Genomic DNA, 22,930 nt, shown 5'->3' with positions numbered 1-22,930 from the left:
GGCTTATTTAAAGGCGGAGGCCGGATATTTTGACAATCTCCAAAAGATCCGCGGTCGAGCAAACCACATTGAGCAAATGACAAGGAGTTGCATTTATGAATATTAAGCGAGGCAGCGCATATGTGCCCGTTATAACCGCAAAAGCCCCGGGGCAGATAAGCTTTAAAGCCGTGAAACTGGCCTTTCTGGTGACAATTTTGGTTCTTTTACAAAGCCTAATGGCGGCGGCGCGCAGCGCTCCGGAAAGCTTTGCTGATCTGGTTGAAGAGATTAGCCCCGCTGTGGTCAATATTACGACAACGACAAAAATGTCGGAAAATGTAATGCCACGCGGCGTGGTGCCCGAGGGCAGCCCATTTGAGGATCTTTTTCGCGATTTTAATGAGCGTGGCCCCTCGCGGCCTGGACCGCGCAGAGGCTCGGCGCTTGGGTCAGGCTTTGTGATTTCAGAAGATGGCTATGTGGTGACCAATAACCACGTGATCGAAGGTGCTGATGAGATTATGGTTGAGTTTTCCGATGGGGCAGAGCTTTCTGCAACATTGGTTGGAGTTGATAAAAACGTTGATATCGCGGTTTTGAAAGTAGAGGCAGAGGGTCCGCTTGCTTTCGTTGCCTTTGGCAATAGCGATGTGGCGCGCGTGGGCGATTGGGTGATGGCCATCGGCAATCCTTTAGGGCAGGGGTTTTCGGTATCAGCGGGGATAATTTCGGCTAGAAATCGTGAGTTATCAGGTAATTATGACGATTATATTCAGACGGATGCAGCGATTAACCGCGGCAATTCGGGCGGCCCTTTGTTCAATATGAACGGGGATGTGATCGGTGTGAATACGGCCATCCTCTCGCCGAATGGCGGATCGATAGGGATTGGCTTTTCCATGTCGTCCAATGTGGTTTTGCCCGTTGTTGATCAAATCCGGGAATTTGGCGAAGTGCGTCGGGGCTGGTTGGGCGTGAATATTGGCAATGTCACCGATGAAATGGCGGATGCGCTTGCGATGGATGAACCATCTGGTGCCATCGTGTTGGATGTTTTTGATGGCCCGGCGAAAGCGGCAGGCCTGCAAGTGACCGATGTGATCGTGATGTTTGACGGGCAGGCGGTTACCGATTCTGGATCCCTGGTCAAATTGGTTGGCAAATCGCCCGTGGGCAAAGTTGTAAAGACGATCGTATTGCGCGACGGGCAGCGTAAAACGCTGGACGTGATTTTGGGGCAACGGCCGGGTGAAGAGGCAATTTTGGCAACCGCGCCAGTGCCAGAGGAAACGATAGAGGTGCCAAAAGCCGAGCTGCTTGGTTTAACGCTGTCAAACATCACGGATGAGTTGCGCGAAGAAAATGCTTTGGATGGCAGCGTTGAAGGGTTGTTAATCACCAATGTCGATGAAAGTTCGGATGCCTATGAAAAAGGGATCCGCGCAGGCGATATCATCACCGATGCGGGCCAGCAAACGATCAGCGATGTTGCCGAACTTGAAGCGCAAATTGTTGCAACGCGTGAGGCGGGTCGGCAATCGGTTCTCGTGTTGGTGCGGCGGGAAGGTCAACCGCGTTTTGTTGTGCTAAGCGTCGAATAAAAAAGAGAAAAAAGATACACGGGGCAGATTATATTCTGTCCCGTGCCTTAATGAGGGCGGTTAAGCCGAATGCGTCTCGCCTTGTGCTTTATCCTGCGTAAGCAAGTGATCCAGCAAAGGTGAGATATCTTCAATCTCTCGGGCAATCACATGCGTTACACCCGCTTCGCGCTGCAAATGCCCCGTGACCCGCATCAGCCGCGCCGACAGAATAGCCCGCCGAAATTGTTCATATACTTTACGCCAAACCACGATGTTAATCGTGCCTGTTTCATCTTCTAAGGTGATAAAAATTACCCCTTTCGCAGTGCCGGGCCGTTGCCTTAAAATGACCAATCCGGCCACGCATATGCGATCAGCGGTGGCAGCATAGGGCAGGTGATCCGCCGGGCAGGCCGAGGGAGGCTTTGGATATCTGGGAAAATGAGGGTTTTGCATGAGAACAAAAATAGAACATTTAACTTTTATGACAAGTTGTAAATTTTCGCTCTCGCAAAATGGCGCTACTATGCGTATCAGCATGATTCAACAAAGCGAAGTGTTTAAGGCAGGCTGCAAATGGCAAAGATAACATATATTGAACATAATGGCACAGAACATAGCGTAGAGGTGGCCAATGGGCTCACCGTGATGGAAGGCGCTCGGGATAATAATATTGCTGGAATTGAAGCGGATTGCGGCGGCGCCTGCGCCTGTTCAACCTGCCATGTTTACATTGATCCAGCATGGGTTGAAAAGCTGCCAACGCGTGAGGCGATGGAAGAGGATATGCTCGATTTCGCCTATGAGCCTGATCCCGAACGTTCGCGCCTGACCTGCCAGTTAAAAGTGACTGATGCGCTTGACGGATTGGTTGTGCAGATGCCCGAAAAGCAAATTTAAGCCAATCTTCAAGTTCTGAGCATCCTGAAAAAACCGGATCGGGCGCTTACAGGGCCCGCCATCCGATATCGGTGCGGTGGAAGCCGTCTGGCCAATCAATCTTTTCCAGCAGCTCATAGGCGCGGCTTTGCGCCGCGCTCAGCGTTTCCGCGCGCGCAGTGACGTTTAAAACCCGCCCACCATTTGCGCGCAGCGTCGTGCCCTCTTGTTTCGTGCCAGCATGAAACACCATCTGTTGGGAATCAAAGGCCAGATCGTCTAAGCCTTTTATCTCGCTGCCCTTTTGATAGGCGCCCGGATAGCCTTGGGTTGCCAAAACGACGGTGAGCGCGTGATCATCTGCCCAATTTATTTTGGCGGTGTTCAGTTGCCCCTGCGCCGTTGCCAGCATCAGATCAAGCGCTTGCGCGCCAAGACGCATCATCAGCACTTGGCACTCAGGATCGCCAAAGCGGACGTTATATTCCACAAGGCGGGGTTGCCCTTCTTTGATCATTAGTCCTGCATAAAGCACGCCTTGATAAGGGATACCGCGCCGGCGCATTTCGGCCATCGTGGGGCGGATAATCTCATGCAATGCTTTCTCAGCAATCTCCTGTGTCAGCACCGGCGCTGGCGAGTAGGCCCCCATGCCGCCGGTATTGGGGCCGCTATCACCATCGCCCACGCGCTTGTGATCTTGGGCGCTGCCCATCGGCAACACATTCTCGCCATCGCAGAGCACAAAGAAAGAGGCTTCTTCACCTTCCATGAACTCTTCAATCACGACTTCTGCGCCTGCGCTGCCAAATTCACCCGTGAACATGTCATCCACGGCAGAACAGGCAGTTTGGATATCTTCGGCGATAATCACGCCCTTGCCTGCGGCCAAGCCATCGGCCTTTACCACGATTGGTGCCCCTTGCGCGGCGATATAGGTTTTCGCGCTTTGCGCATCGCTAAAATGCCCATAGGCTGCGGTTGGCGCTTTGGCGGCATCACAAATTTGTTTGGTGAAGTTTTTGCTGGCTTCCAGCGCCGCGGCGGCTTTGCTAGGGCCAAAGGTTAAAATATCAGCCGCTCGCAACGCATCCGAAACACCCAGCGCCAGCGGAGCCTCTGGGCCGATAATCACAAAATCAATTTCCTGCTGCTGTACGAATGTCAGGATTGCAGCCGCATCCTCAATATCTATGGCAACGCACTCCCCCAACGCCGCCATGCCGGGGTTTCCGGGCGCCATCCAGAGCCGATCACATTTTGGGTTCTGCTGTACGGCCCAGGCCAAAGCATGTTCGCGCCCACCGCTGCCCAATATTAAGATATTCATTGCGCCTGCTCCTCTTGGCCTTTGCTTAACGGCGTTTTAAGCTGGCCTTCAGCAAGACACAAGTGAGGCGTTTATGTCAGATTTAATCGATGATCCGGTCGCTGGTTTTAACCAGCCAGAATTTACTGTTTCGGAAATTTCTGGTGCAATCAAACGTCTGATCGAAGGTGAGTTTTCGCATATCCGCTTGAAGGGCGAGATTGGACGCGTGTCCTATCCGAGATCGGGCCATGTCTACCTAGATCTGAAAGATGAAAAATCTGTGATTTCGGCGGTGGTCTGGAAGGGCGTTGCCGCGCGCTTGCCAATGCGCCCCGAAGAAGGGCTCGAAGTGGTTGCAACCGGGCGGGTGACCACCTTTGCTGGCCAGTCAAAATATCAATTGATTATAGAGGATCTTAAACCGGCCGGTATGGGCGCATTGATGGCGATGTTGGAAAAGCGCAAAGCTCAGTTGGCGGCGGAAGGTTTGTTTGATGCCGGGCGTAAAAAGCCTTTGCCGTATTTGCCCGACGTGATTGGCGTGGTGACATCGCCTTCCGGAGCGGTGATCCGCGATATTTTGCATCGATTGCGCGACCGCTTTCCCCGCAAAGTGCTGATTTGGCCGGTGGCTGTGCAGGGCGAGCGCTGCGCGGGCGAGGTCAGCCGCGCCATAGCTGGCTTTAACGCGCTTGAGGCAGGCGGAGCAATTCCACGCCCCGACTTGCTGATTGTGGCGCGTGGTGGCGGCTCGTTAGAAGATCTTTGGGGTTTCAATGAAGAAAGCGTGGCGCGCGCCGCCGCTGCGTCAGACATTCCGCTTATCTCGGCTGTGGGCCATGAAACCGATACCACGTTGATTGATTATGTTTCAGATAAGCGGGCGCCAACCCCCACAGCAGCGGCCGAACTGGCGGTGCCCGTGCGCCACGAGCTGGCGGCTTGGGTGAACGCTCAGGATGCGCGCATGAGCCAAGCTTTAAGCACATCTTTTGGGCGAAACCGGCAACGTGTGGCTGATTTGGCGCGGGCCCTACCGCGATTAGAGACGATTTTGGAAAACCCCCGGCAAAGGCTGGATTTTCTGTCAGAGCGTTTACCCACCGCCTTGCGCGGCTTGGTGCAAAGCCGGCGTTTAGCGCTTTCTGAAACCGCAGGCCGCCTTAATTTTGATGGGTTAAGGCAGCGTCTGAAAACGGCGGGTTTGAAATTGCACGCCTGCGAGCATCGTTTGGATCCGGCATTGCGTCATGGATTGCAACGCAAGCAAGATATTTTGACGCAAAAAACGCAGCAATTACATCCGCGCGCGCTGCGCCGTGACATCGCGCAAGGGCGCAAAGATCTTGCGCAGTTGGCGCGCCGGTTACGGGATGCAACCGATGTAGCGCTGTTAAAATCAAAGCAGCAATTGGACGGGTTGGAGCGCTTGCGCGAAACGTTGGGCTATAAGGCGACGTTGCATCGCGGCTATGCGGTTGTGCGCGCGCAAGACACAGTGATTACTTCGCGCCAAGCCGCCAAAGCAGCCTCTGGATTAGAAATTGAATTTGCCGATGGGCGTTTTGCTGTGGGCGAGCCGCGCGCCAAGCCAGCACGGGCGCATTCTAAATCTTCCGATCAAGGGTCGTTATTCTAGAGGCCTAATCGCCGTTTTGCCGTTTGTTGGCGCTTTGCTAAGAGTGTGGTGAAACCTTCAATCTTCGGGTTTCCTGCGTTTTGAAGCTCAGGATTTGCAGTGAAGAATTTTCGCTGAGCGGCAAGATTATTGTCTGTGACGCAAATCTTTTTTATAAATAGGCGTTGCCCAACGGACCTACGCGAGATGGCTGCATGATTTGCCCAAAGCGCGGTTTTCATCGCGCTTGCACAGAGTAGAATGTTTCCGATCCGCGCCTTTTTTTCGGATATTGTTAAGCTTAGAACGTATCTGCACAGCGCTATGTCGTTTTTGGGCTTCATAAAACCGGCCAAGCACAGCTAGGGTGGCGCGAGAAGCTCAGGAGCAGATCGCATGGCATTGGATGAACGTAAAGGCGTTTGGAAATCGGGCAAAGGCAAGGGGCGTCATACGCCGAAGGGCCGCCAATATGAAGATCAAGCGCTGCAAGAGGTGCAAGTGTTGCTGGGCCCGCAACCTCGCGAGCGGGATTTACTGATCGAGTTTTTACATCTTATCCAAGATGAGTATGGGCATTTATCCGCGGCGCATTTGCGGGCCTTGGCGGAAGAAATGCGCCTGTCGATGGCTGAAATATACGAAGTGGCCAGTTTTTATGCGCATTTTGACGTGGTCAAAGAAGGCGAAACACCGCCTCCTGCCTTGACCATTCGAGTTTGCGACAGTTTGAGCTGCGAATTGGCGGGGGCTGCGAATTTACAAAAGGCTTTGCAGGATGGGTTAGATCCAAGCCAAGTGCGGGTGCTGCGCGCGCCCTGTATGGGGCGTTGTGATACCGCCCCCGTGCTAGAGCTTGGCCATAACCACATTGATCACGCCACAGTTGAGGCCGTCGAGCGGGCGATTGCGGCGCAGGCCACGCACCCAATAATCCCAGATTATGAAACCCTGTCTGAATATCAACAAAATGGCGGCTATCGCGCGCTGCAAGAGCTTCGCCAATCTGGGGATTGGGAGGCGCTGCAGGATAAGGTTCTGGCCTCTGGTTTGCGCGGGCTTGGTGGTGCGGGTTTCCCGTCGGGTAAAAAATGGGGCTTTGTTCGGGCCAATGAAGGCCCGCGGTATTTGGCTGTGAATGGTGATGAAGGCGAGCCGGGCACATTTAAAGACCGCTATTATCTTGAGCGCATGCCGCATCTCTTTCTTGAGGGTATGTTGATGGCGGCATGGGCAGTTGAGGCGGAAAAGGCCTTTATTTATATGCGCGATGAATATCCGGCTGTGTTGAAAATTTTAGCCGATGAGATTGCTGCGCTTGAAGCGGCGGGTCTTGTGCCTGCGGGCTATATTGACCTACGGCGCGGCGCTGGAGCTTATATCTGCGGCGAAGAAAGCGCGATGATCGAAAGCATTGAGGGCAAGCGTGGCATGCCCCGCCATCGCCCGCCTTTTGTGGCGCAGGTTGGCATTTTTGGGCGTCCGACGCTGGTGCATAATGTCGAAACTCTGCATTGGGTGTGCCGGATCGCCCGCGAAGGTCCGCAGATTCTTAGCAGCGTAGAAAAAAACGGTCGTACAGGTTTGCGCTCATATTCTGTGTCAGGGCGGGTCCAAAACCCTGGCGTTTACCTTTTGCCCGCCGGCTCTACGATTACCGATATAATCGCGGCAAGCGGCGGGATGGCGCAGGGGCATGCGTTCAAGGCCTACCAGCCGGGGGGGCCGTCTTCTGGCCTATTGCCCGCCTCAATGAATGATATTCCGCTGGATTTTGATACGCTGCAACCGCATGGATCCTTTATTGGCTCAGCCGCGGTTGTTGTTCTGTCAGATCAGGACCGGGCCCGCGATGCGGCGCTGAATATGCTGCGGTTTTTTGAAGATGAGAGCTGCGGCCAATGCACCCCCTGCCGCGTTGGCTGCGAAAAGGCAGTGAAGCTGATGCAGTCTGAGAGCTGGGATCAACCATTGCTGGGGGAATTGTGCACCGCGATGCAAGATGCCTCGATTTGTGGTTTGGGGCAGGCGGCGCCAAACCCGATCTTAATGACGATGAAGCATTTCTCTGACGAGATATAACTAACTTTTCCAGGCGCCTTAAGGCGCTTTTTACGGCTTTACGCTGGCGATAAGCGGGCAATGTCGTTGAAGGCAGGTAGAGCCGTAAGCCTGCCTCTGCTTTGTCCCCTCTTCCATCTGGCGCTGATGTCGCTTAGGTGAAGGAGAAGACGCGGAGGCAGCCATGGCATTTTTTAAAAAGCTTAAAGATCGTTTGTTTCGATCATCCTCAAAGCTGGAAGACGGCTTAGACTCAATTGTGGCCGAGGGTGGAAGCCTTGAGCAGAATATTGTGGAAAACCTGCAAACAAGCGCCGAGGCCTCTGTACTGGTTGATACAGAGCAACAGAGCGCATCAATCGATGAAGCCGATCCAAGCCTGGGCGGAAAAAAGCCTTTAGATGACCATTTTGCAGCGCAGAGCGATCAGCACATATCTGCGCCCTCTTTTGCGCCGCAAGCCAAGCCTATAGAGGCGGTTGATGCGCCCTTGACCGACAGCGCCCCTGCGCAACAAGGTGAGAGTTTGAAGGCCACTTCTTCCCTAACATCAGCGCAAGGCTCTGCGGGCCGCGCCATGCCGCCGACGGTCGATCCTATGACAGAAGAAATGGCGCAGGATCAGGCGCAAATAATGGGTAAAACAGATACGGATTTGGGTGTTGATGCAGATCGTATCGCCGCGGCGCCTGCTGCGGGTGAAAGAGACACAGACACCGTTGTTAACCAAGCTGCTGCCAGCCAAGCTGCGCAGCCCCTTTCAAATGAAACCGCGCCGGAAGAAGGCTCTGCCTCTAAACCTACAGCCGCGGCGCAAAGCGGCCAAAACCAATCGGCCCCGGGGTTTTTTGGACGCTTAATGGGGCGGGTGCAATCGGCGGGCGTTCTAAAACGCAAGCTGGATGATGAGATGCTCGAGCAGCTCGAAGAATTGCTGATCACCTCGGATATGGGCGTGGATACGGCTTTGCGGGTGACGGGCAATATTGCAGAGGGCCAATTTGGCAAAAGGCTTTCGGTAGCTGAGCTGAAATCTATGTTGGCGGATGAGATTACGCGCATTATGGATTCCGTCGCGCGGCCTATGCCACTTTATGCACAAACCCCGCAGGTGGTGTTGGTGGTCGGCGTCAATGGCTCGGGCAAAACCACCACGATTGGAAAATTGGCCAGCCAGTTCAAGGCGGCGGGTAAGTCTGTGGTCATTGCCGCGGGCGATACGTTTCGCGCCGCCGCAGTGGAGCAATTGCAAATTTGGGGTGAGCGGGCTGGTGTTCCCGTGCTTACAGCCCCAGAAGGCTCTGATCCGGCCAGTTTGGCCTTTGACGCGATGACGCAGGCGCAGGCTGATGGCGCTGATTTGCTGCTGATTGATACGGCCGGACGGTTGCAAAATCGCGCAGATTTGATGGAGGAATTGGCGAAAATTGTGCGGGTGATCCGCAAAAAAGATCCAGAAGCACCGCATAACACCCTGTTGGTGTTGGACGCGACAACTGGCCAAAACGCGCTGAGCCAAGTGGAAATTTTCAAATCGATATCGGATGTTTCTGGTTTGGTGATGACCAAGTTGGATGGAACCGCAAAGGGCGGTGTGTTGGTGGCCTTGGCGGATAAATTCGGCTTGCCCATTCATGCGATCGGCGTTGGGGAACAGATTGATGATCTAGCGCCTTTTGATCCGGCAGAATTTGCTAGCGCCCTGACTGGAGCGGACCTGTCTTGAGCGATAGATTGCACGCCTGTGGTGATCAGGGGTTAGGGCGCCGCTGCCTCGGCTACAGCCGTTGAGGTTTTCGCAGTGAGCGCTTGGATTCTGACGGTTGAGGGGACGGAAGTAGGCCACCAGCTTGCGATGGTGTTGGCCCTTTCAGCGGCATTTTTGCACGCGGTTTTTGGCGCTTTGCAAAAAGGGCAACACGATCCTTGGCTGTCACGCGGCGCGATTGATATCTGCTATTTTATGATGGCAATGCCCATTGCCGTCTTTGTCTTGCCTTGGCCCGAGCCGGGGCTCTGGCCCATATTTTTGGGAATGGTGATCATTCATTTGATCTATAAGCTGATGCAGGCGGCAGCCTATAGCCGTGGGGCTTACACGGTGGTTTACCCCGTGGTGCGCGGCACCGGGCCGGTATTTACGGTTTTGGGGGCTTATTTGATTTTCGGTGAAACCTTCACGATGCTGCAATGGGTGGGGGTGGCGGTTTTGGTGCTGGGGCTATTTGGCTTGGCGCTTTATAACGCGGTTTATCTGATCGAAGATCGAGCGACCTTGCGCGCCGCTTTGGGCTTTGCGCTGGTGACGGGGCTGTTTGTTGCGCTTTATACCACCTATGATGCGTATGGCATTCGCGCGGCGCAAGATCCCTTTGTTTTCTTAATATGGTTTTTTGTTCTAGATGGTCTGTCGATGCCGCCCTTTGCCTATCTGAGATGGCGTAAAATGCGCAATCGACCAGATCTATTTCCTTTGTTTTTGCGCGGCATGATTGGGGCTTGGGTGGCGTTTTTTAGCTTTGGGTCGATTATGTTGGCGACACGTCTGGACAAAGTTGGAGAAGCCGCGATATTGCGGGAAACGTCAACGGTGTTTGCGGCTTTGATCGGATGGTATTTTCTGAAAGAAGCGGTAGGCCCAAGGCGCGTTGCGTTGATTTTGTTAATCGCCGCTGGGGCCGTGATCGTGGAAGTTGCAGGATAGGAGTTCCGCTATGTCGGAGAAAAACAATTCACCTCTTTTGTCATCCTTGCTTGAAATTGGGCCGGTGATCATTTTCTTTGCCGTGTTCATTTGGCGCAAGGGCGAAGTGATGGTGATTGGTGGGGTTGAATATTCTAGCTTAATTCAAGCCACCGCAATTTTTGTACCTTTGATGATAGCCTCTACCTTTATCGGCTGGTTGGTGAATGGGCATCTTTCCAAAGTGCAGGTTTTGACGCTTGTCTTGGTTATTTTCTTCGGGGCGTTAACCGTGCTGTTGAATGATGAACGGTTCTTTAAAATGAAGCCGACTTTGATTTACGTGCTGTTTGGCGCGGCGATCACCTATGGGCAGATGCGGGGAAAGGGCTATTTAAAAGCGTTGTTGGGTGAGCGGATCCCAATGGAGGATATTGGCTGGCAGCTTATCAGTCGCAGATTGGCGATGTTTTTCTTTGCTTTGGCAGCTCTAAATGAAATTATTTGGCGCACGCAATCCAGCGAAACATGGGTTTATTTCAAAACCTTCGGACTGACATCGGCCGTGTTTATTTTCATGATTCTACAATATCCAATCTTAAAGAAATATGGCCAAATGGACGAGCTTTAAGCACGGCGATACATCGGGCTTTTCAGCTCTACGTTGAAACCTACTAGGTTTGACGGAATAAAAGCTTTTGGGCCTCTCGGTCTTCTTCCAATTGCGTTGTGCGGCGCGCGGCCTCTAAAGCCCGCCCAGCTTGAACGCCGGGGCGCTGCTTTACAATCTCAAGCCATCGGCTGAAATTTGGCTTGTCATCAAGGGTTTGCTCTTGGCGCCGCCAGAGCGAAGCCCAAGACCAAATTGCCATATCCGCGATGGAAAAGAAATCACCTGCCACGAATTCGGATACTGAAAGCTGCTTATCAAGCAGGGTGTAAAGCCGTTTGGTTTCGGCCCGATAGCGGTTTTGCGCATAGGGCAGAATTTGGGGCGGATCCATGGCTGGGGCATATCTTAAAAAATGATGGGCTTGGCCCGCCATTGGCCCGACGCCGCCCATTTGCCACATCAGCCATTGATCTACCGCGATGCGTTGGCGCTCGGTCTCGCCGTAAAACAGCCCGGTTTTTCTGGCTAAATATTGTAGGATTGCACCCGATTCAAACAGCGAAATCGGGGCTCTATCCGGCCCGTCTGGATCAACAATCGCGGGCATTCTACCATTTGGTGAGAGTTTCAAAAACGCCGCGTCAAACTGTGCCCCTGCGTTAATATCAATAAGATGGACCTTATACGGCAATCCCATTTCTTCTAAGGCAATCGAGATTTTCCAACCGTTTGGGGTGGGCCAATAGTACAGATCAATGGGATTTGTCACGATACACTCCTTGCATGCGTATTTATAGTAAGGGCCTGTTCTGCACCGCAAGCATAAACGCCTTTGAAAAGCGAATTTTCAAAGCAACGCGCTTTGTTGGGATCCGCCATGCTGCAAATAAAGGAACCCCAACATCCCCATTTGGCGTTTCAGGCCGGGCATGGCTGCATACGCGCAGGCAAGCCTAGCAAAGCTTGCCAAATTCGGTTCTGATGCTTGACCCAAATAGAGCGCTGGGGTACCCACGGGCAAGTGGTGATTTGAGTCCAGATTGCGGGCCACGTAAAACATATTCCGCTAAAAGGTCAGGAGAAAGCCCCCCTTTCGCTTGGCTGCGTTTGACGGGGATTTTGACGCCGCGCATGTGGCAGGAGTTTATAATGAAAAAGAGTTTGAAAAGCCGCACCAAAATGGTGCATGCGGGCCATCGGCGCAGCCAGTTTAATGAGGTCAGCGAAGCGGTTTTTTTAACCCAAAGCTATGTTTATGACAGCGCCGAGCAAGCTCAAGAACGCTTTGATGGCGACGATGAGGGTCATTTTATTTATGCGCGGTATGGCAACCCGACTGTGGCAATGTTTCAAGAGCGTGTGGCTTTGTTGGAAGGGGCCGAGGCAGCCTTTGCCACCGCCTCTGGTATGGCGGCGGTCAGTGGGGCGCTGCTGGCTACGGTGAAGGCGGGCGATCATGTTGTGGCGGCGCGCGCGCTTTTCGGCTCTTGCCTTTATATTTTGGAAGAAATCCTACCACAAAATGGTGTTGAGGTCACTTTTGTTGATGGAACCGATTTAGAGCAATGGGCGCAGGCGGTGCGCGCGGATACGAGATTGGTGTTTTTTGAGACTATTTCAAACCCGACTTTGGAAGTGATCGATCTGTCAAAGGTTGCGCAAATCGCGCATGCGAACGGCGCGTTGGTGATGGTGGATAATGTGTTTTCAACGCCGGTTTTTTCGCGGGCTTTGGAGCAGGGGGCCGATGTGGTTATTTATTCAGCCACCAAGCATATTGATGGGCAGGGGCGCATGCTTGGCGGCGTGATTTTATCAGATGCTAATTTCATTTCGGGTACGATAGAGCCCTATATGAAGCATACGGGCGGCGCGATGAGCCCGTTCACGGCTTGGGTTATGTTAAAAGGTTTGGAAACAATTGAATTGCGGGTGCGGGCGCAAGCTGAAACGGCGGCCTTGATTGCCCAAGATCTATCGGAGCATTCAGCCTTAACCCAATTGATCTATCCGGGGCATCCTGCGCATGCACAATATGAGCTGGCGCAAGCGCAACTTGGCACAGGTGGCACGCTGATCTCGGTTGAATTAAAAGGTGGCCAGAGAGCGGCGTTTGCCTTTTTGAACGCGCTGCAAATTATTTTGATTTCAAATAATCTGGGAGATGCAAAATCAATCGCGACGCATCCTGCCACGACGACGCATCATCGCCTACCGGCCGAGCAGAAACAGCACTTAGGTATCAGCGCTGGGTTAATTCGGATCAGCATTGGTTTGGAAGATAGTGAGGATTTGATTGATGATCTGCGACAAGCCTTGGCAGCTGCTCAAGCCGCGTGTAATGTGTAAAGTTAAAGTGACAAAAGTGATCCAGCGAGGTGGGTCACCCGTATAGGATATGATGAAATGAAGATCTTGTTTGGTTTCAATCTATAACGCGATCTTATGCAAAAAGGGCATAGCATGAATATTCATACCCGGAACGTGAACACACAGCCTGATCAAAACGCCGTTGAAGAGGCGTTAGATATATTGCGTAACTGGGTAGGTCACGCGGATGAAACCGAAATTGCGTCGCTGGATGCAGACTTGCTTGCGCAGATACTGCCTCAGCAATATCCTGAGTTTTCTGCAAGTTATAATTCTGATTTTACGGTCAATGAAGCTTATCGCGACAGTATGCCCGATTTGCAAAACGGGCCCACAGCGCTGATCCGCGGCGCGAAACAGCAGATCCAGCATGTTGGGATTTCAAATTTCCGGCTGCCGATTTGTTACCAAACCCGCAATGGCTCAGACCAGACCTTGCAGACATCGGTCACCGGTACAGTCAGCCTTGATGCCGATAAAAAGGGCATCAACATGTCACGGATCATGCGCAGTTTTTACCGCCATGCTGAGAAAAGTTTTAGTTTTGATGTGATGGAGCATGCGCTTGATGATTACAAAAGCGATTTAGAAAGCTTTGACGCGCGGATCCAGATGCGTCTGTCTTACCCGATGAAAATGGACAGTTTGCGCTCGGGACTGCAGGGCTATCAGTATTATGATATCGCGTTGGAACTGGTTGATCAGGGTGGCGTGCGCAATAAGATTTTGCATTTGGATTATGTGTATAGCTCAACATGCCCTTGTTCACTGGAATTGAGCGAACATGCGCGAAAAGAACGCAACCAATTGGCGACACCGCATTCGCAGCGCTCAGTGGCACGTCTCTCTGTGGTGCTGAGCGGCGAAGACTGCTTATGGTTCGAAGATATTATCGATCTATGCCGTAAAGCGGTGCCCACGGAAACCCAGGTCATGGTGAAGCGCGAGGATGAACAAGCTTTTGCCGAATTGAATGCCGCCAACCCGATTTTTGTTGAAGATGCGGCGCGTTTGTTTTGCGCTGGCCTGAAAGCGGATGGGCGCATTGGGGATTTCAGGGTGATCGCCAGCCACCAAGAAAGCCTGCACAGTCATGACGCGGTGTCTATACTGACCGAAGGCAGTACTTTCGCGCAAACCTCGCTTGATCCCAAAATGCTCGCGAGTTTAATTCACAGCGGATAAGCGCAATTTCGTTTCCGCTCTTGACAGAATTGGCCTGATTGTCCAACCGTCATCGCTATGATCGATTTGCGACCTGTCGGCTATGTGATTGGAATGCTTCTTGGCATTCTGGGCGCCTCAATGATGTTCCCGCTCTTGGTTGATATTGCCGAGGGCCGCGGCCAATGGCCTGTTTTCATGTATAGTGGCATTCTGACAGCCCTGTTTGGCAGCTTGCTTGCTATGGGCTGTTCAACGGGGGTTAAGCAAGGGCTTAGCATCCAGCAAACCTTTTTGTTAACCACGGGCGTGTGGGTCGCTTTGCCTTTATTTGGCGCGCTGCCCTTTGTCTTTGGAGCCACCGAGGCCCGCTATGTTGATGCGTTCTTTGAGGCCATGTCGGGGCTTACAACAACCGGATCTACGGTGTTTACCGGATTGGAAGATTTGCCGAAAGGTCTGCTGCTTTGGCGGGGTATTTTGCAATGGTTGGGCGGTATCGGGATCATCGTTGTGGCCATGGTGTTTCTGCCTGAACTGCGCGTTGGTGGCATGCAAATTTTTAAAGCCGAGGCCTTTGATACTTTGGGCAAGATCTTGCCACGGGCCACAACCATCTCGATACAGATTTCGATCATCTATATCGCGATTACGATGGCCTGCACTTTGGCGTATTTTGCAGTTGGGTTGTCGGCCTTTGATGCCACTGTGCATGCGATGACCACCGTCGCTACGGGTGGATTTTCAAATTATGATCGTTCATTTGCGGCTTTTTCAGGGGCGGCGGAATACGTGGCGGTGGTTTTTATGATTTTGGCGGCGCTGCCATTCGTGCGCTATGTTCAACTGATCAATGGGCAAAAAACCGCTTTGCTACAAGACCGGCAAATCCGCGGATTTTTGATCGGCTTGGGGCTGATTGCGCTGACCAGTTGGATCGTTTTAACGTCGCAAACCAATATGCTCGCGACAACAGCCCTGCGCAAAGCCCTGTTCAACATCACCTCAATTATCAGTGGCACCGGATATACAAGCGCGGATTACATGCAATGGGGCGGATTTATGGTCACGCTGTTTTTCCTTGTTGGATTGATCGGAGGTTGCGCTGGCTCCACCAGCTGCTCCATCAAGATCTTTCGGTACCAACTGGCCTTTGCATCTATCTCGACCCAATTGCGCAGAATTCGATCGCCCAACGGCGTGTTTCAACCCCGTTATGATGGCCGCAAAGTTGACGAAGATGTGCTGACCTCGGTGATGTCTTTTTTCATGCTGTTTATGGTAACCTTGGCGGTTGTGGCAACGCTTCTGGGCCTGACGGGACTCGATTTTATCACGTCGCTATCTGCGGCCAGCGCAGCTTTGGCAAATATTGGCCCGGGGCTCGGGGATCAAATCGGACCCGCAGGAAATTTTGCGGGTTTGAATGATGCATCAAAGTGGATTTTATCGATCGCCATGCTTATCGGGCGGTTGGAGCTATTGGCGGTTTACACGCTGCTAACCCTAAAATTTTGGAGAGCGTAATATTGCGCAAAAATCTATGGCGCCGCTTGGGACGCAAATTTCTTATGTTCTAGAAGCACGGGTCTCGATGTGGTTTTTGGAATTCCGGGGGTGCATAACCAAGAATTATATCGCGAATTGGAAGAGGCCGGGCTGCGCCATATTCTGGCCCGTCATGAACAAGGGGCGGGGTTTATGGCCGATGGCTATGCGCGGGCCACGAGCCGCGCGGGCGTTGCGTTCGTGATCACCGGCCCTGGGCTGTGCAACATTATGACGGCTTTGGGGCAAGCTTATTCGGACAGCGTGCCGTCATTGGTGTTTTCGTCCTGTTTGGATGATATCGAAACCCGCAAGGGTCAATTGCATCAGATGAAAGACCAGCTTGCGGCCGCGGCAACCGTTTGCGATTGGTCAGAACTGGCGCAATCTGACGTGCAGGTCTATCGCCTTATAGATCAGGCTTTTGCAGAATTTGCGCACCAGCGGCCGCGCCCCAAGCATATTCAGATACCGATCACGTCTTTGGCCGCGCCGGCTGCGCAACCGCTGCCCCGCGCCCCAGCGCCCGTGGCGGGAGATATCGCAAAAGCAGCCGAGATGCTGCGCTTGGCGAAAAAGCCGTTGGTTATTTTAGGGGGGGCGCGCGCGGTTTCCGTGATGCCGTTATTGCAGCAGCTGGATGCTGCAAGCTTTACCACTTACGCAGGGCGGGGGGTGGTTGATCGCGCTTATCCGCTTCATTTTGTATCTTTACTGGCGCGTTCCGGCGCGAAATCGGTTCTTGGATCGGCGGATTTGGTCTTGGTGATTGGCAGCGAATTGTCCGAAGGCGACCTTTGGCGCGCCGATCTGGGCCATAAGGCACCTTTAATTCGGGTGGATCTAGACCCGGAGGTGTTGACGGACAGCCATCAAGCAGAGCTGGCAATTTTGATGCGGGCAGAGGCATTCGTGCCCGCGCTTTTATCACAGCTGCAGGGGCATAAAGCGCAAACGGTTTGGCGCGCGCAACAGATCCAGACGCAGCGTCGAGCTTGGCAGCGGCAAGTGGATTTGGAACGCCCAGGTATCCTACCAATCTGTCGGGCTCTGCAGGCTGCGTTGCCCCAAGATACGATGATCTTTTCGGATATGACCTAATTTGCCTATTTTGCAAAAGAAATTTGGCCGATGTCGAAACCGGGCCATTGGCATCATCCGACAGGATTTGGAACTTTGGGATATGCGCTGCCCGCTGCTATTGGAGGTGCGATTGGCCGCCCCGGTTTGCCGAGAGCAGCGATTATCGGAGATTACGGATTTCAATATTCCCTGCCGGAATTGGGCGTTGCAGCTGAGCTCGGATTATCGCTTCCGATTATCCTATGGGACAACACCAAGCTGCAGGAAATTGAAGATAGTATGATCTCTGCGCAAATTGCGCCTCAGGCTGTGCAGGCGTTAAACCCGAATTTCTCAACCTTGGCGGAAGCTTATGGATGCGCCGCCTGCAAGCCCAGCTTGCTGGCTGATTTGCCTGGTATAATAGAGGCTGCTTTCTGCGCAGGCCGCCCCACATTAATTCATCTAACCCCTGATATCGATTGACGGGTTTATTGGGCCCAACAACTGACCAAAGCGGCAAGTGGCCTGGCCGCGCGGGTGATTTGAACGTCCAATAATGGCTCCGAGGACAGCCCGGTATTTGCGATCAATCCGGCATTGAACAAAAGCTCTTTGAGCGGTTCTGCTTTTAAAGCATGATGGGTTTTGCCCGGTAAACTGCGCGTTCCCGGCCGAGGTGCCAAAAGCAATCCCGCCACCGCACCACTGCGATCGAGCAAGGGCCCCCCGGCATCGCCGGGCAGCGCGTCTAATGAGAGCCGGAGCCTATTCTCTTCTCCGCCAAGACCCTTGAGATCTTCAATTTTTGCCGCTGTAACGCTGGCGCCGCCCAAGCGCCCTTCGAAAGAATGACCTGCCAATAAAAGCGGATCGCCAAACGCCGCCGCGCGCCGGGCAAATTTCGCAACAGCAATGGGGGATAGCATCGTTTGAGGCTGCAACAACGCCACGTTTCCGCTGATATCCATTGCCAAGACCTTGGCCTCATAGGAATCTTCTAACGTGACCCGGCCACATTGGGTTAAATCCAACGCATCTGTCAGAACATGGCCTTGATTTGATACATAAATACCCGAGCGTACAAAGATGGGTTTTTTGGTATTTAACCCATAGACTTGATCGGGCATCTCTCCATAGGCGCGCCCTAAATCGGGATCCAACGCACCGCTAAGCACGCCAAAGCTTTGCCGCATTTCACGCAATAAACGCTTTTGCTGGCTTTTTTGTTGCGCCGGCCATACCAAAACAAAGCCTTTTATGCTGCCCTCAACCAACTCGGCCTGCGCGAAAGAAATTATCGCACGATCCTCGCCCCTGATCGAAAAGCGATCATCATAAAGCCGGCGTGGTCCATTCTCGGGGATGATTTCGGTTGATCCCAAGGCTTTATAGATGGCGCGCAAAGCTTTGGAATCGCCCGCTTGCGAAATCAGATAGATCGCCGCGGCGCTATCATCTTTGGCTTTGAAATGCGCAAGCGGAGGCGCATAGCGTTCAAATTCCACCAAGCCCATTGGCATTTTCAAGCTGATGCCGGCTTCTAGATCGGTCATTAGCCTCAGATCAAGATCTTCAAGAACCGCATTATATTGCGCCAAAAGCTCTTGTCTTTGTTGGCTGGTTAAAACCCCCGTCGCGTCAAACCCGTTATCCTCTTGCCATGCCTGCATAGAGCTGCGGGTGCCTTGCCCGAATATGCCATCAATAACCGATGTGTAATAGCCTTCGCTTTTCAGCGCGGTTTGTAGGTTTTTCTTTTCGGGCATGCTCAATTGGGATTCTGTTAGCCGCGCCTGTTCCAGGGTTTCGTCTTCCAAATCTGTTTGCGCGTTTGAATCCTTAAGCGGTTCGGTGATGATGCGGCGTTGCGTGCGACCCGTCCCGTCTTGTGGGGCCAGCGTCGCCGTTTCCACACCGCTTCCGCTTTGCAAGCTGCTTGGCCAGATTTGCGCCCCATAGCTCGACCCGGAGGTGACGAAACTATCGCTTGGAATGGCCAAGCGTGATTGCAAATCGCGCCGCTGCGCGTCTGCAATTTCTTCGCTGAACGGGCCCATCGCGATCACATACCAGCCTGATCCAAGCGAAAAGGCGCTAATATTGGGCAGCTTGGCGGAATAGGCCCGTGCCCGATCTTCAATTTCAAGCAAGCTTGGCCGGGTTTCGATTTGAATCCAAACCGGTGTTTGGGCCATCACAAAATTCGAAAACGTTATGCTCAAAACGGCACACCATAATACTACCCGATAAAAAATCACTGCGACCCCTATTGCTTGCCCTGTTTGGGTTTATAGTCCAATTTTAAGATGCTCATTGTTTAAGGGAGTAGCGCTTATTTGGAAAGTCCTTTCAAGCAGAGTTTTTGCCTAGTTTAATGACTTTTTACGCGCTCAGCTCGCCATGTTCCGTTTGTTTGTTGACCCCTGTCACGGCTTTGCCTAGGTAGGGCGGGCGCATAACTCAATGAAAAAGATACAAACCCATGACCCAATCGCCTCCGCGTTGTTTTCAAGATATCATACTTAGGCTGCAAGCCTATTGGGCAGCGCAAGGCTGCGCCATCATGCAACCTTATGATATGGAAGTGGGCGCGGGCACGTTTCACCCGGCGACCACGTTGCGTTCACTGGGCGCGCGGCCTTGGGCAGCGGCCTATGTGCAACCTTCTCGGCGGCCCACCGATGGTCGCTATGGGGAAAACCCGAACCGGTTGCAGCATTATTATCAATATCAAGTGTTGATAAAGCCCAGCCCCCCCGAATTGCAGGCGTTATATTTAGGTTCGCTAGAAGCGATTGGCATTGATATGGCGCTGCATGATATTCGGTTTGTCGAGGATGATTGGGAAAGCCCGACCCTGGGCGCATGGGGGCTAGGTTGGGAAGTGTGGTGCGATGGGATGGAAGTGTCGCAATTTACTTATTTTCAACAGGTTGGCGGGCATGATTGCCACCCGGTCTCGGGCGAATTGACCTATGGTTTAGAGCGATTGGCGATGTATGTGCTGGGCGTCGATCATGTGATGGATATGCCCTTTAACGCGCCGGATGCCCCGATCCATCTGTCATATGGCGATGTGTTCAAACAAACCGAAGAAGAATATGCGCGGTGGAATTTTGATGTTGCCAATACCGATCAATTGCTGCGTCATTTTGAAGAGGCCGAGGCGGAATGCGCCGCGATTTTGGAGCAAGAGCATATTGACCCAAAAACCCAAAAGCGCATCATCATGGCGCATCCGGCCTATGATCAATGCATCAAGGCCAGCCATCTGTTCAATCTGTTGGATGCGCGGGGCGTGATTTCGGTCACCGAACGCCAAGCCTATATTGGCCGGGTGCGCGCGCTGGCCAAGCAATGCGCCGATGCGTTTGTGTTAACCGCCGCTGGGGGCCAAACACAATGACCGGCAAACTTCTTGCATTGAGCATTATCCTTGCCGCGATGGTGGCGGGTATTTCGATTTATTACCTGCAGATCTATGCGTTTTACGATGAGGTTGTGGCAGATGGGGAAACGGATGTGGTGTTAACCCGGCGTGGTGACGGCGCAGTGACCCCGATCGCCTATCAAGATTTTCAGGCGATTGACTCGAGCAGCTCGCCAATCCGGTATCGGGCGTGTTTTACAACTTCTGAACCTTTGGTGGCGCTTCAAAGCAAATTTGTGACGCTTGAGACAGCCGAACCCCTAGTGGCTCCAAAATGGTTTGACTGTTTTGACGCCGCGTTTTTAGGGGCGCAAATCGAACAAGGTAAAGCGCGCGCGTTCTTAGCAGTGGAAAACTTGACTTACGGGATCGATCGCATCGTGACGATCCTACCGGATGGACGGGGCTTTGCCTGGACCAAGATTAACCGCTGCGGCAAGGTGGTATTTGATGGGAAAACCGCCCCCGAAGATTGCCCCAAGCCTGTCGAAAGAGACTGACATGCCCGATTTATTGATAGAATTATTTTCCGAAGAAATTCCGGCCCGTATGCAGGCGAAAGCCGCTAGTGATTTGCAAAAGGCGATGACGGATGGTTTGGTCGAGGCCGGGCTAACCTATGCCGGCGCCGCCGCTTTCGCCACGCCCAGACGTTTGACGCTGACAGTGCATGGCCTGCTGGCGCAAAGCCCCAGTCTGCGCGAAGAGCGTAAAGGCCCGCGCGTTGATGCCCCCGAACAAGCTCTTGCTGGGTTTTTGCGCGGTGCAGGCGTGGCCCGCGAGGCGTTAAGCGTGCGCGCTGATAAGAAAGGTGATGTGTATATCGCCACGATCGAAAAGCCGGGGCGCCCGGCGGCTGAGATTATTGCCGAAACGCTTGAAAAAACTGTGCGGCAGTTTCCATGGCCAAAATCGATGCGCTGGGGCTCTGGCAGCCTGCGTTGGGTGCGCCCATTACATTCGATTCTCTGCCTTCTCAGCGATGAGGCGGGTGCGGATGTTATTCCTATTGAGATTGAAGGCGTGAGAGTTGGCGATACGACTTACGGGCACCGCTTTATGGCACCAGATCCGATTTCCGTAACCGGTTTTGAGGATTATCAAGCCAAATTGAAACGGGCGTTTGTGCTGTTAGATGCACAAGAGCGCAAAGAGGCGATTTGGCAAGAGGCCTCAAATCAGGCCTTTGCCGTAGGTCTTGATCTTGTGGACGATCGTGGGTTGTTGTCTGAAGTGGCCGGATTGGTCGAATGGCCGGTTGTTTTGATGGGCAAAATCGACGCGCAATTTCTGTCATTGCCCGCTGAAGTGTTGCAAACATCGATGAAAGAGCATCAAAAATTCTTTTCTTTGCGCAACCCGAAAACAGCGCAGATAGAAGGGTTTATCACGGTTGCAAACCGAACCACTGCGAATCAAGGCGCAACAATTTTGGCAGGCAATCAAAAGGTTCTGTCCGCGCGCCTGGCAGATGCGAAATTCTTTTGGGAAAACGATCTCCGCTTGGCGCAGAATGAAGGTATGAGCCGTTGGGTTGATCGTTTATCGAATGTGACGTTTCACAACAAACTGGGAAGCCAAAAACAACGCGTCGATCGCCTGGTGCAATTGTCAGCAGATCTTGCGCCGCTGATTGGCGCGGATCCGGCTTTGGCCGCGCAAGCCGCCAGCGTGGTGAAGGCCGACCTGTCTTCAGAAATGGTGTATGAGTTTCCCGAATTGCAAGGGCTTATGGGCAGTTATTACAGTCATGCGGCGGGTTTACCCGATGATGTGGCAAAAGCCTGTATCGAGCATTATGCGCCACTTGGCCCTAGCGATCAGGTGCCGCAAACGCCACTGTCTGTAACGGTGGCTTTGGCGGATAAAATTGATCTTTTAACAGCTTTTTGGGCGATTAATGAAAAGCCAACGGGCAGCAAAGACCCTTTTGCTTTACGGCGTGCAGCACTTGGGGTGATCCGATTATTGATTGAGAATAACGTATCTCTTTCCTTGCTTTCGGTGCTACAAAAAGCCTATCCGAACGCAGATTTGCAAGATTTATTAGGGTTTTTCCACGATCGGTTGAAAGTATTTTTGCGCGATCAAGGGCTGCGCCATGATATTATTGATGCCTGTATCGCCGTGTCGGGCAATGATAACCTGACGGTGTTGGTAAAGCGCGCACAGGCTTTATCGCAATTCTTGAAAACCGATGATGGTGACAATCTTCTGCAAGCCTTTCGACGCGCAAATAACATTCTTAGCCAGGCTGAGGCAAAGGATGGCGTAGAATATTCTTACGGCGCCGATGTGAAATATGCCGAGAACGCGCAAGAGCGCGCTGTCTTTGAAATATTGGACCGACAAGAGCCGCTTATAGAACAGGCTATGAATGCTGCTGAGTTTTCAAATGCGCTGGCTGGTCTTGCTGCGCTGCGCGCGCCGCTTGACGGTTTTTTTGAGGCGGTTCAAATAAATGCCGAAAATGCGGTGATCCGCCGAAATCGGCTGAACCTGCTAAGCCGGATCCGGGCGCTGGGCGTTCAAGTTGCAGATTTAAGTAGGGTTGAAGCGTAATTTAAGCGGGGCGGTGGCGCAAAAGGCCGTGTGACCTTTGGCTTGAAACTGGCTTTATTC

The 22,930-nt window shown here is 52.8% G+C and carries 19 protein-coding genes and 1 riboswitch; of the genes, 15 read left to right on the top strand and 4 right to left on the bottom strand.

Features of this window, described 5'->3' with window-relative positions; genetic code table 11:
- Positions 1–218: 218 nt before the first annotated feature.
- Positions 219–1,583: a Do family serine endopeptidase gene (locus UM181_00465; protein ID WQC64797.1), complete on the top strand. Its 1,365-nt coding sequence runs from the start codon at positions 219–221 to the stop codon at positions 1,581–1,583.
- A 60-nt stretch (positions 1,584–1,643) separates the two neighbouring features.
- Here the strand turns inward: UM181_00465 and UM181_00460 are convergent, their stop codons facing one another.
- Positions 1,644–2,021, bottom strand: coding sequence for an OB-fold nucleic acid binding domain-containing protein (locus UM181_00460; GenBank protein ID WQC63119.1), 378 nt, complete (start codon positions 2,019–2,021; stop codon positions 1,644–1,646).
- 120 nt (positions 2,022–2,141) lie between these two features.
- Here UM181_00460 and UM181_00455 point away from each other — a divergent pair, with 120 nt between their 5' ends.
- A complete protein-coding gene (locus UM181_00455) occupies positions 2,142–2,465 on the top strand; it encodes a 2Fe-2S iron-sulfur cluster-binding protein (GenBank protein WQC63118.1) in 324 nt (107 codons plus the stop codon).
- Between the two features lie 46 nt (positions 2,466–2,511).
- Here the strand turns inward: UM181_00455 and purD are convergent, their stop codons facing one another.
- Positions 2,512–3,774, bottom strand: coding sequence for a phosphoribosylamine--glycine ligase (purD, locus tag UM181_00450; GenBank protein ID WQC63117.1), 1,263 nt, complete (start codon positions 3,772–3,774; stop codon positions 2,512–2,514).
- A 73-nt stretch (positions 3,775–3,847) separates the two neighbouring features.
- Here purD and xseA point away from each other — a divergent pair, with 73 nt between their 5' ends.
- From xseA to UM181_00425, 5 genes are all read left to right on the top strand, one after another.
- A complete protein-coding gene (gene xseA / locus UM181_00445) occupies positions 3,848–5,395 on the top strand; it encodes an exodeoxyribonuclease VII large subunit (protein WQC63116.1) in 1,548 nt (515 codons plus the stop codon).
- Between the two features lie 375 nt (positions 5,396–5,770).
- Complete coding sequence (locus UM181_00440; protein ID WQC63115.1) at positions 5,771–7,456, top strand: NAD(P)H-dependent oxidoreductase subunit E; 1,686 nt, start codon at positions 5,771–5,773, stop codon at positions 7,454–7,456.
- 163 nt (positions 7,457–7,619) lie between these two features.
- Entirely contained in the window at positions 7,620–9,161 is a 1,542-nt protein-coding gene (ftsY, locus tag UM181_00435) for a signal recognition particle-docking protein FtsY (GenBank protein ID WQC63114.1), read from the top strand.
- A 75-nt stretch (positions 9,162–9,236) separates the two neighbouring features.
- A complete protein-coding gene (locus tag UM181_00430) occupies positions 9,237–10,139 on the top strand; it encodes a DMT family transporter (GenBank protein ID WQC63113.1) in 903 nt (300 codons plus the stop codon).
- 10 nt (positions 10,140–10,149) lie between these two features.
- Positions 10,150–10,749 carry an inner membrane-spanning protein YciB gene (locus UM181_00425; protein ID WQC63112.1) on the top strand — a complete coding sequence of 200 codons (600 nt, stop codon included), beginning with the start codon at positions 10,150–10,152 and terminating at the stop codon, positions 10,747–10,749.
- A gap of 43 nt (positions 10,750–10,792) precedes the next feature.
- On the opposite strand, the gene UM181_00420 is transcribed toward UM181_00425, so the two are convergent.
- Positions 10,793–11,500: a glutathione S-transferase N-terminal domain-containing protein gene (locus UM181_00420; GenBank protein ID WQC63111.1), complete on the bottom strand. Its 708-nt coding sequence runs from the start codon at positions 11,498–11,500 to the stop codon at positions 10,793–10,795.
- Between the two features lie 242 nt (positions 11,501–11,742).
- Positions 11,743–11,821, top strand: a riboswitch (SAM riboswitch).
- A 59-nt stretch (positions 11,822–11,880) separates the two neighbouring features.
- Between UM181_00420 and metZ the strand changes: the two genes are divergently transcribed.
- The 5 genes from metZ to UM181_00395 all read left to right on the top strand — a co-directional run bounded on the left by metZ (position 11,881) and on the right by UM181_00395 (position 17,361).
- Positions 11,881–13,080 carry an O-succinylhomoserine sulfhydrylase gene (gene metZ, locus UM181_00415; protein ID WQC63110.1) on the top strand — a complete coding sequence of 400 codons (1,200 nt, stop codon included), beginning with the start codon at positions 11,881–11,883 and terminating at the stop codon, positions 13,078–13,080.
- 114 nt (positions 13,081–13,194) lie between these two features.
- Positions 13,195–14,286 carry a GTP cyclohydrolase FolE2 gene (folE2, locus tag UM181_00410; protein WQC63109.1) on the top strand — a complete coding sequence of 364 codons (1,092 nt, stop codon included), beginning with the start codon at positions 13,195–13,197 and terminating at the stop codon, positions 14,284–14,286.
- A gap of 57 nt (positions 14,287–14,343) precedes the next feature.
- Positions 14,344–15,792, top strand: coding sequence for a TrkH family potassium uptake protein (locus UM181_00405; protein WQC63108.1), 1,449 nt, complete (start codon positions 14,344–14,346; stop codon positions 15,790–15,792).
- A gap of 69 nt (positions 15,793–15,861) precedes the next feature.
- The gene (locus tag UM181_00400; GenBank protein ID WQC63107.1) at positions 15,862–16,914 is read left to right on the top strand and encodes a thiamine pyrophosphate-binding protein; all 1,053 of its coding nucleotides are present in this window, start codon (positions 15,862–15,864) and stop codon (positions 16,912–16,914) included.
- Between the two features lie 30 nt (positions 16,915–16,944).
- Complete coding sequence (locus tag UM181_00395) at positions 16,945–17,361, top strand: thiamine pyrophosphate-dependent enzyme (GenBank protein WQC63106.1); 417 nt, start codon at positions 16,945–16,947, stop codon at positions 17,359–17,361.
- Between the two features lie 5 nt (positions 17,362–17,366).
- Here UM181_00395 and UM181_00390 read toward each other — a convergent pair whose 3' ends face one another.
- Positions 17,367–19,100: a serine protease gene (locus UM181_00390; GenBank protein WQC63105.1), complete on the bottom strand. Its 1,734-nt coding sequence runs from the start codon at positions 19,098–19,100 to the stop codon at positions 17,367–17,369.
- A 260-nt stretch (positions 19,101–19,360) separates the two neighbouring features.
- Between UM181_00390 and UM181_00385 the strand changes: the two genes are divergently transcribed.
- The 3 genes from UM181_00385 to glyS are packed head-to-tail and all read left to right on the top strand — an operon-like array spanning position 19,361 to position 22,870.
- Positions 19,361–20,284: a glycine--tRNA ligase subunit alpha gene (locus UM181_00385; protein WQC63104.1), complete on the top strand. Its 924-nt coding sequence runs from the start codon at positions 19,361–19,363 to the stop codon at positions 20,282–20,284.
- Positions 20,281–20,808 carry a DUF6446 family protein gene (locus UM181_00380; GenBank protein ID WQC63103.1) on the top strand — a complete coding sequence of 176 codons (528 nt, stop codon included), beginning with the start codon at positions 20,281–20,283 and terminating at the stop codon, positions 20,806–20,808. The genes UM181_00385 and UM181_00380 overlap by 4 nt, the downstream gene beginning before the upstream one ends.
- Position 20,809: 1 nt before the next feature.
- Entirely contained in the window at positions 20,810–22,870 is a 2,061-nt protein-coding gene (glyS, locus tag UM181_00375; protein WQC64796.1) for a glycine--tRNA ligase subunit beta, read from the top strand.
- Positions 22,871–22,930: the final 60 nt, after the last annotated feature.

It is taken from the genome of Alphaproteobacteria bacterium US3C007 (assembly GCA_034423775.1).
GTDB lineage: Bacteria > Pseudomonadota > Alphaproteobacteria > Rhodobacterales > Rhodobacteraceae > Thalassovivens > Thalassovivens spotae.
Note: the sequence above shows the minus strand (reverse complement) of the source record. Positions and strands in the feature narration are given on the sequence as shown.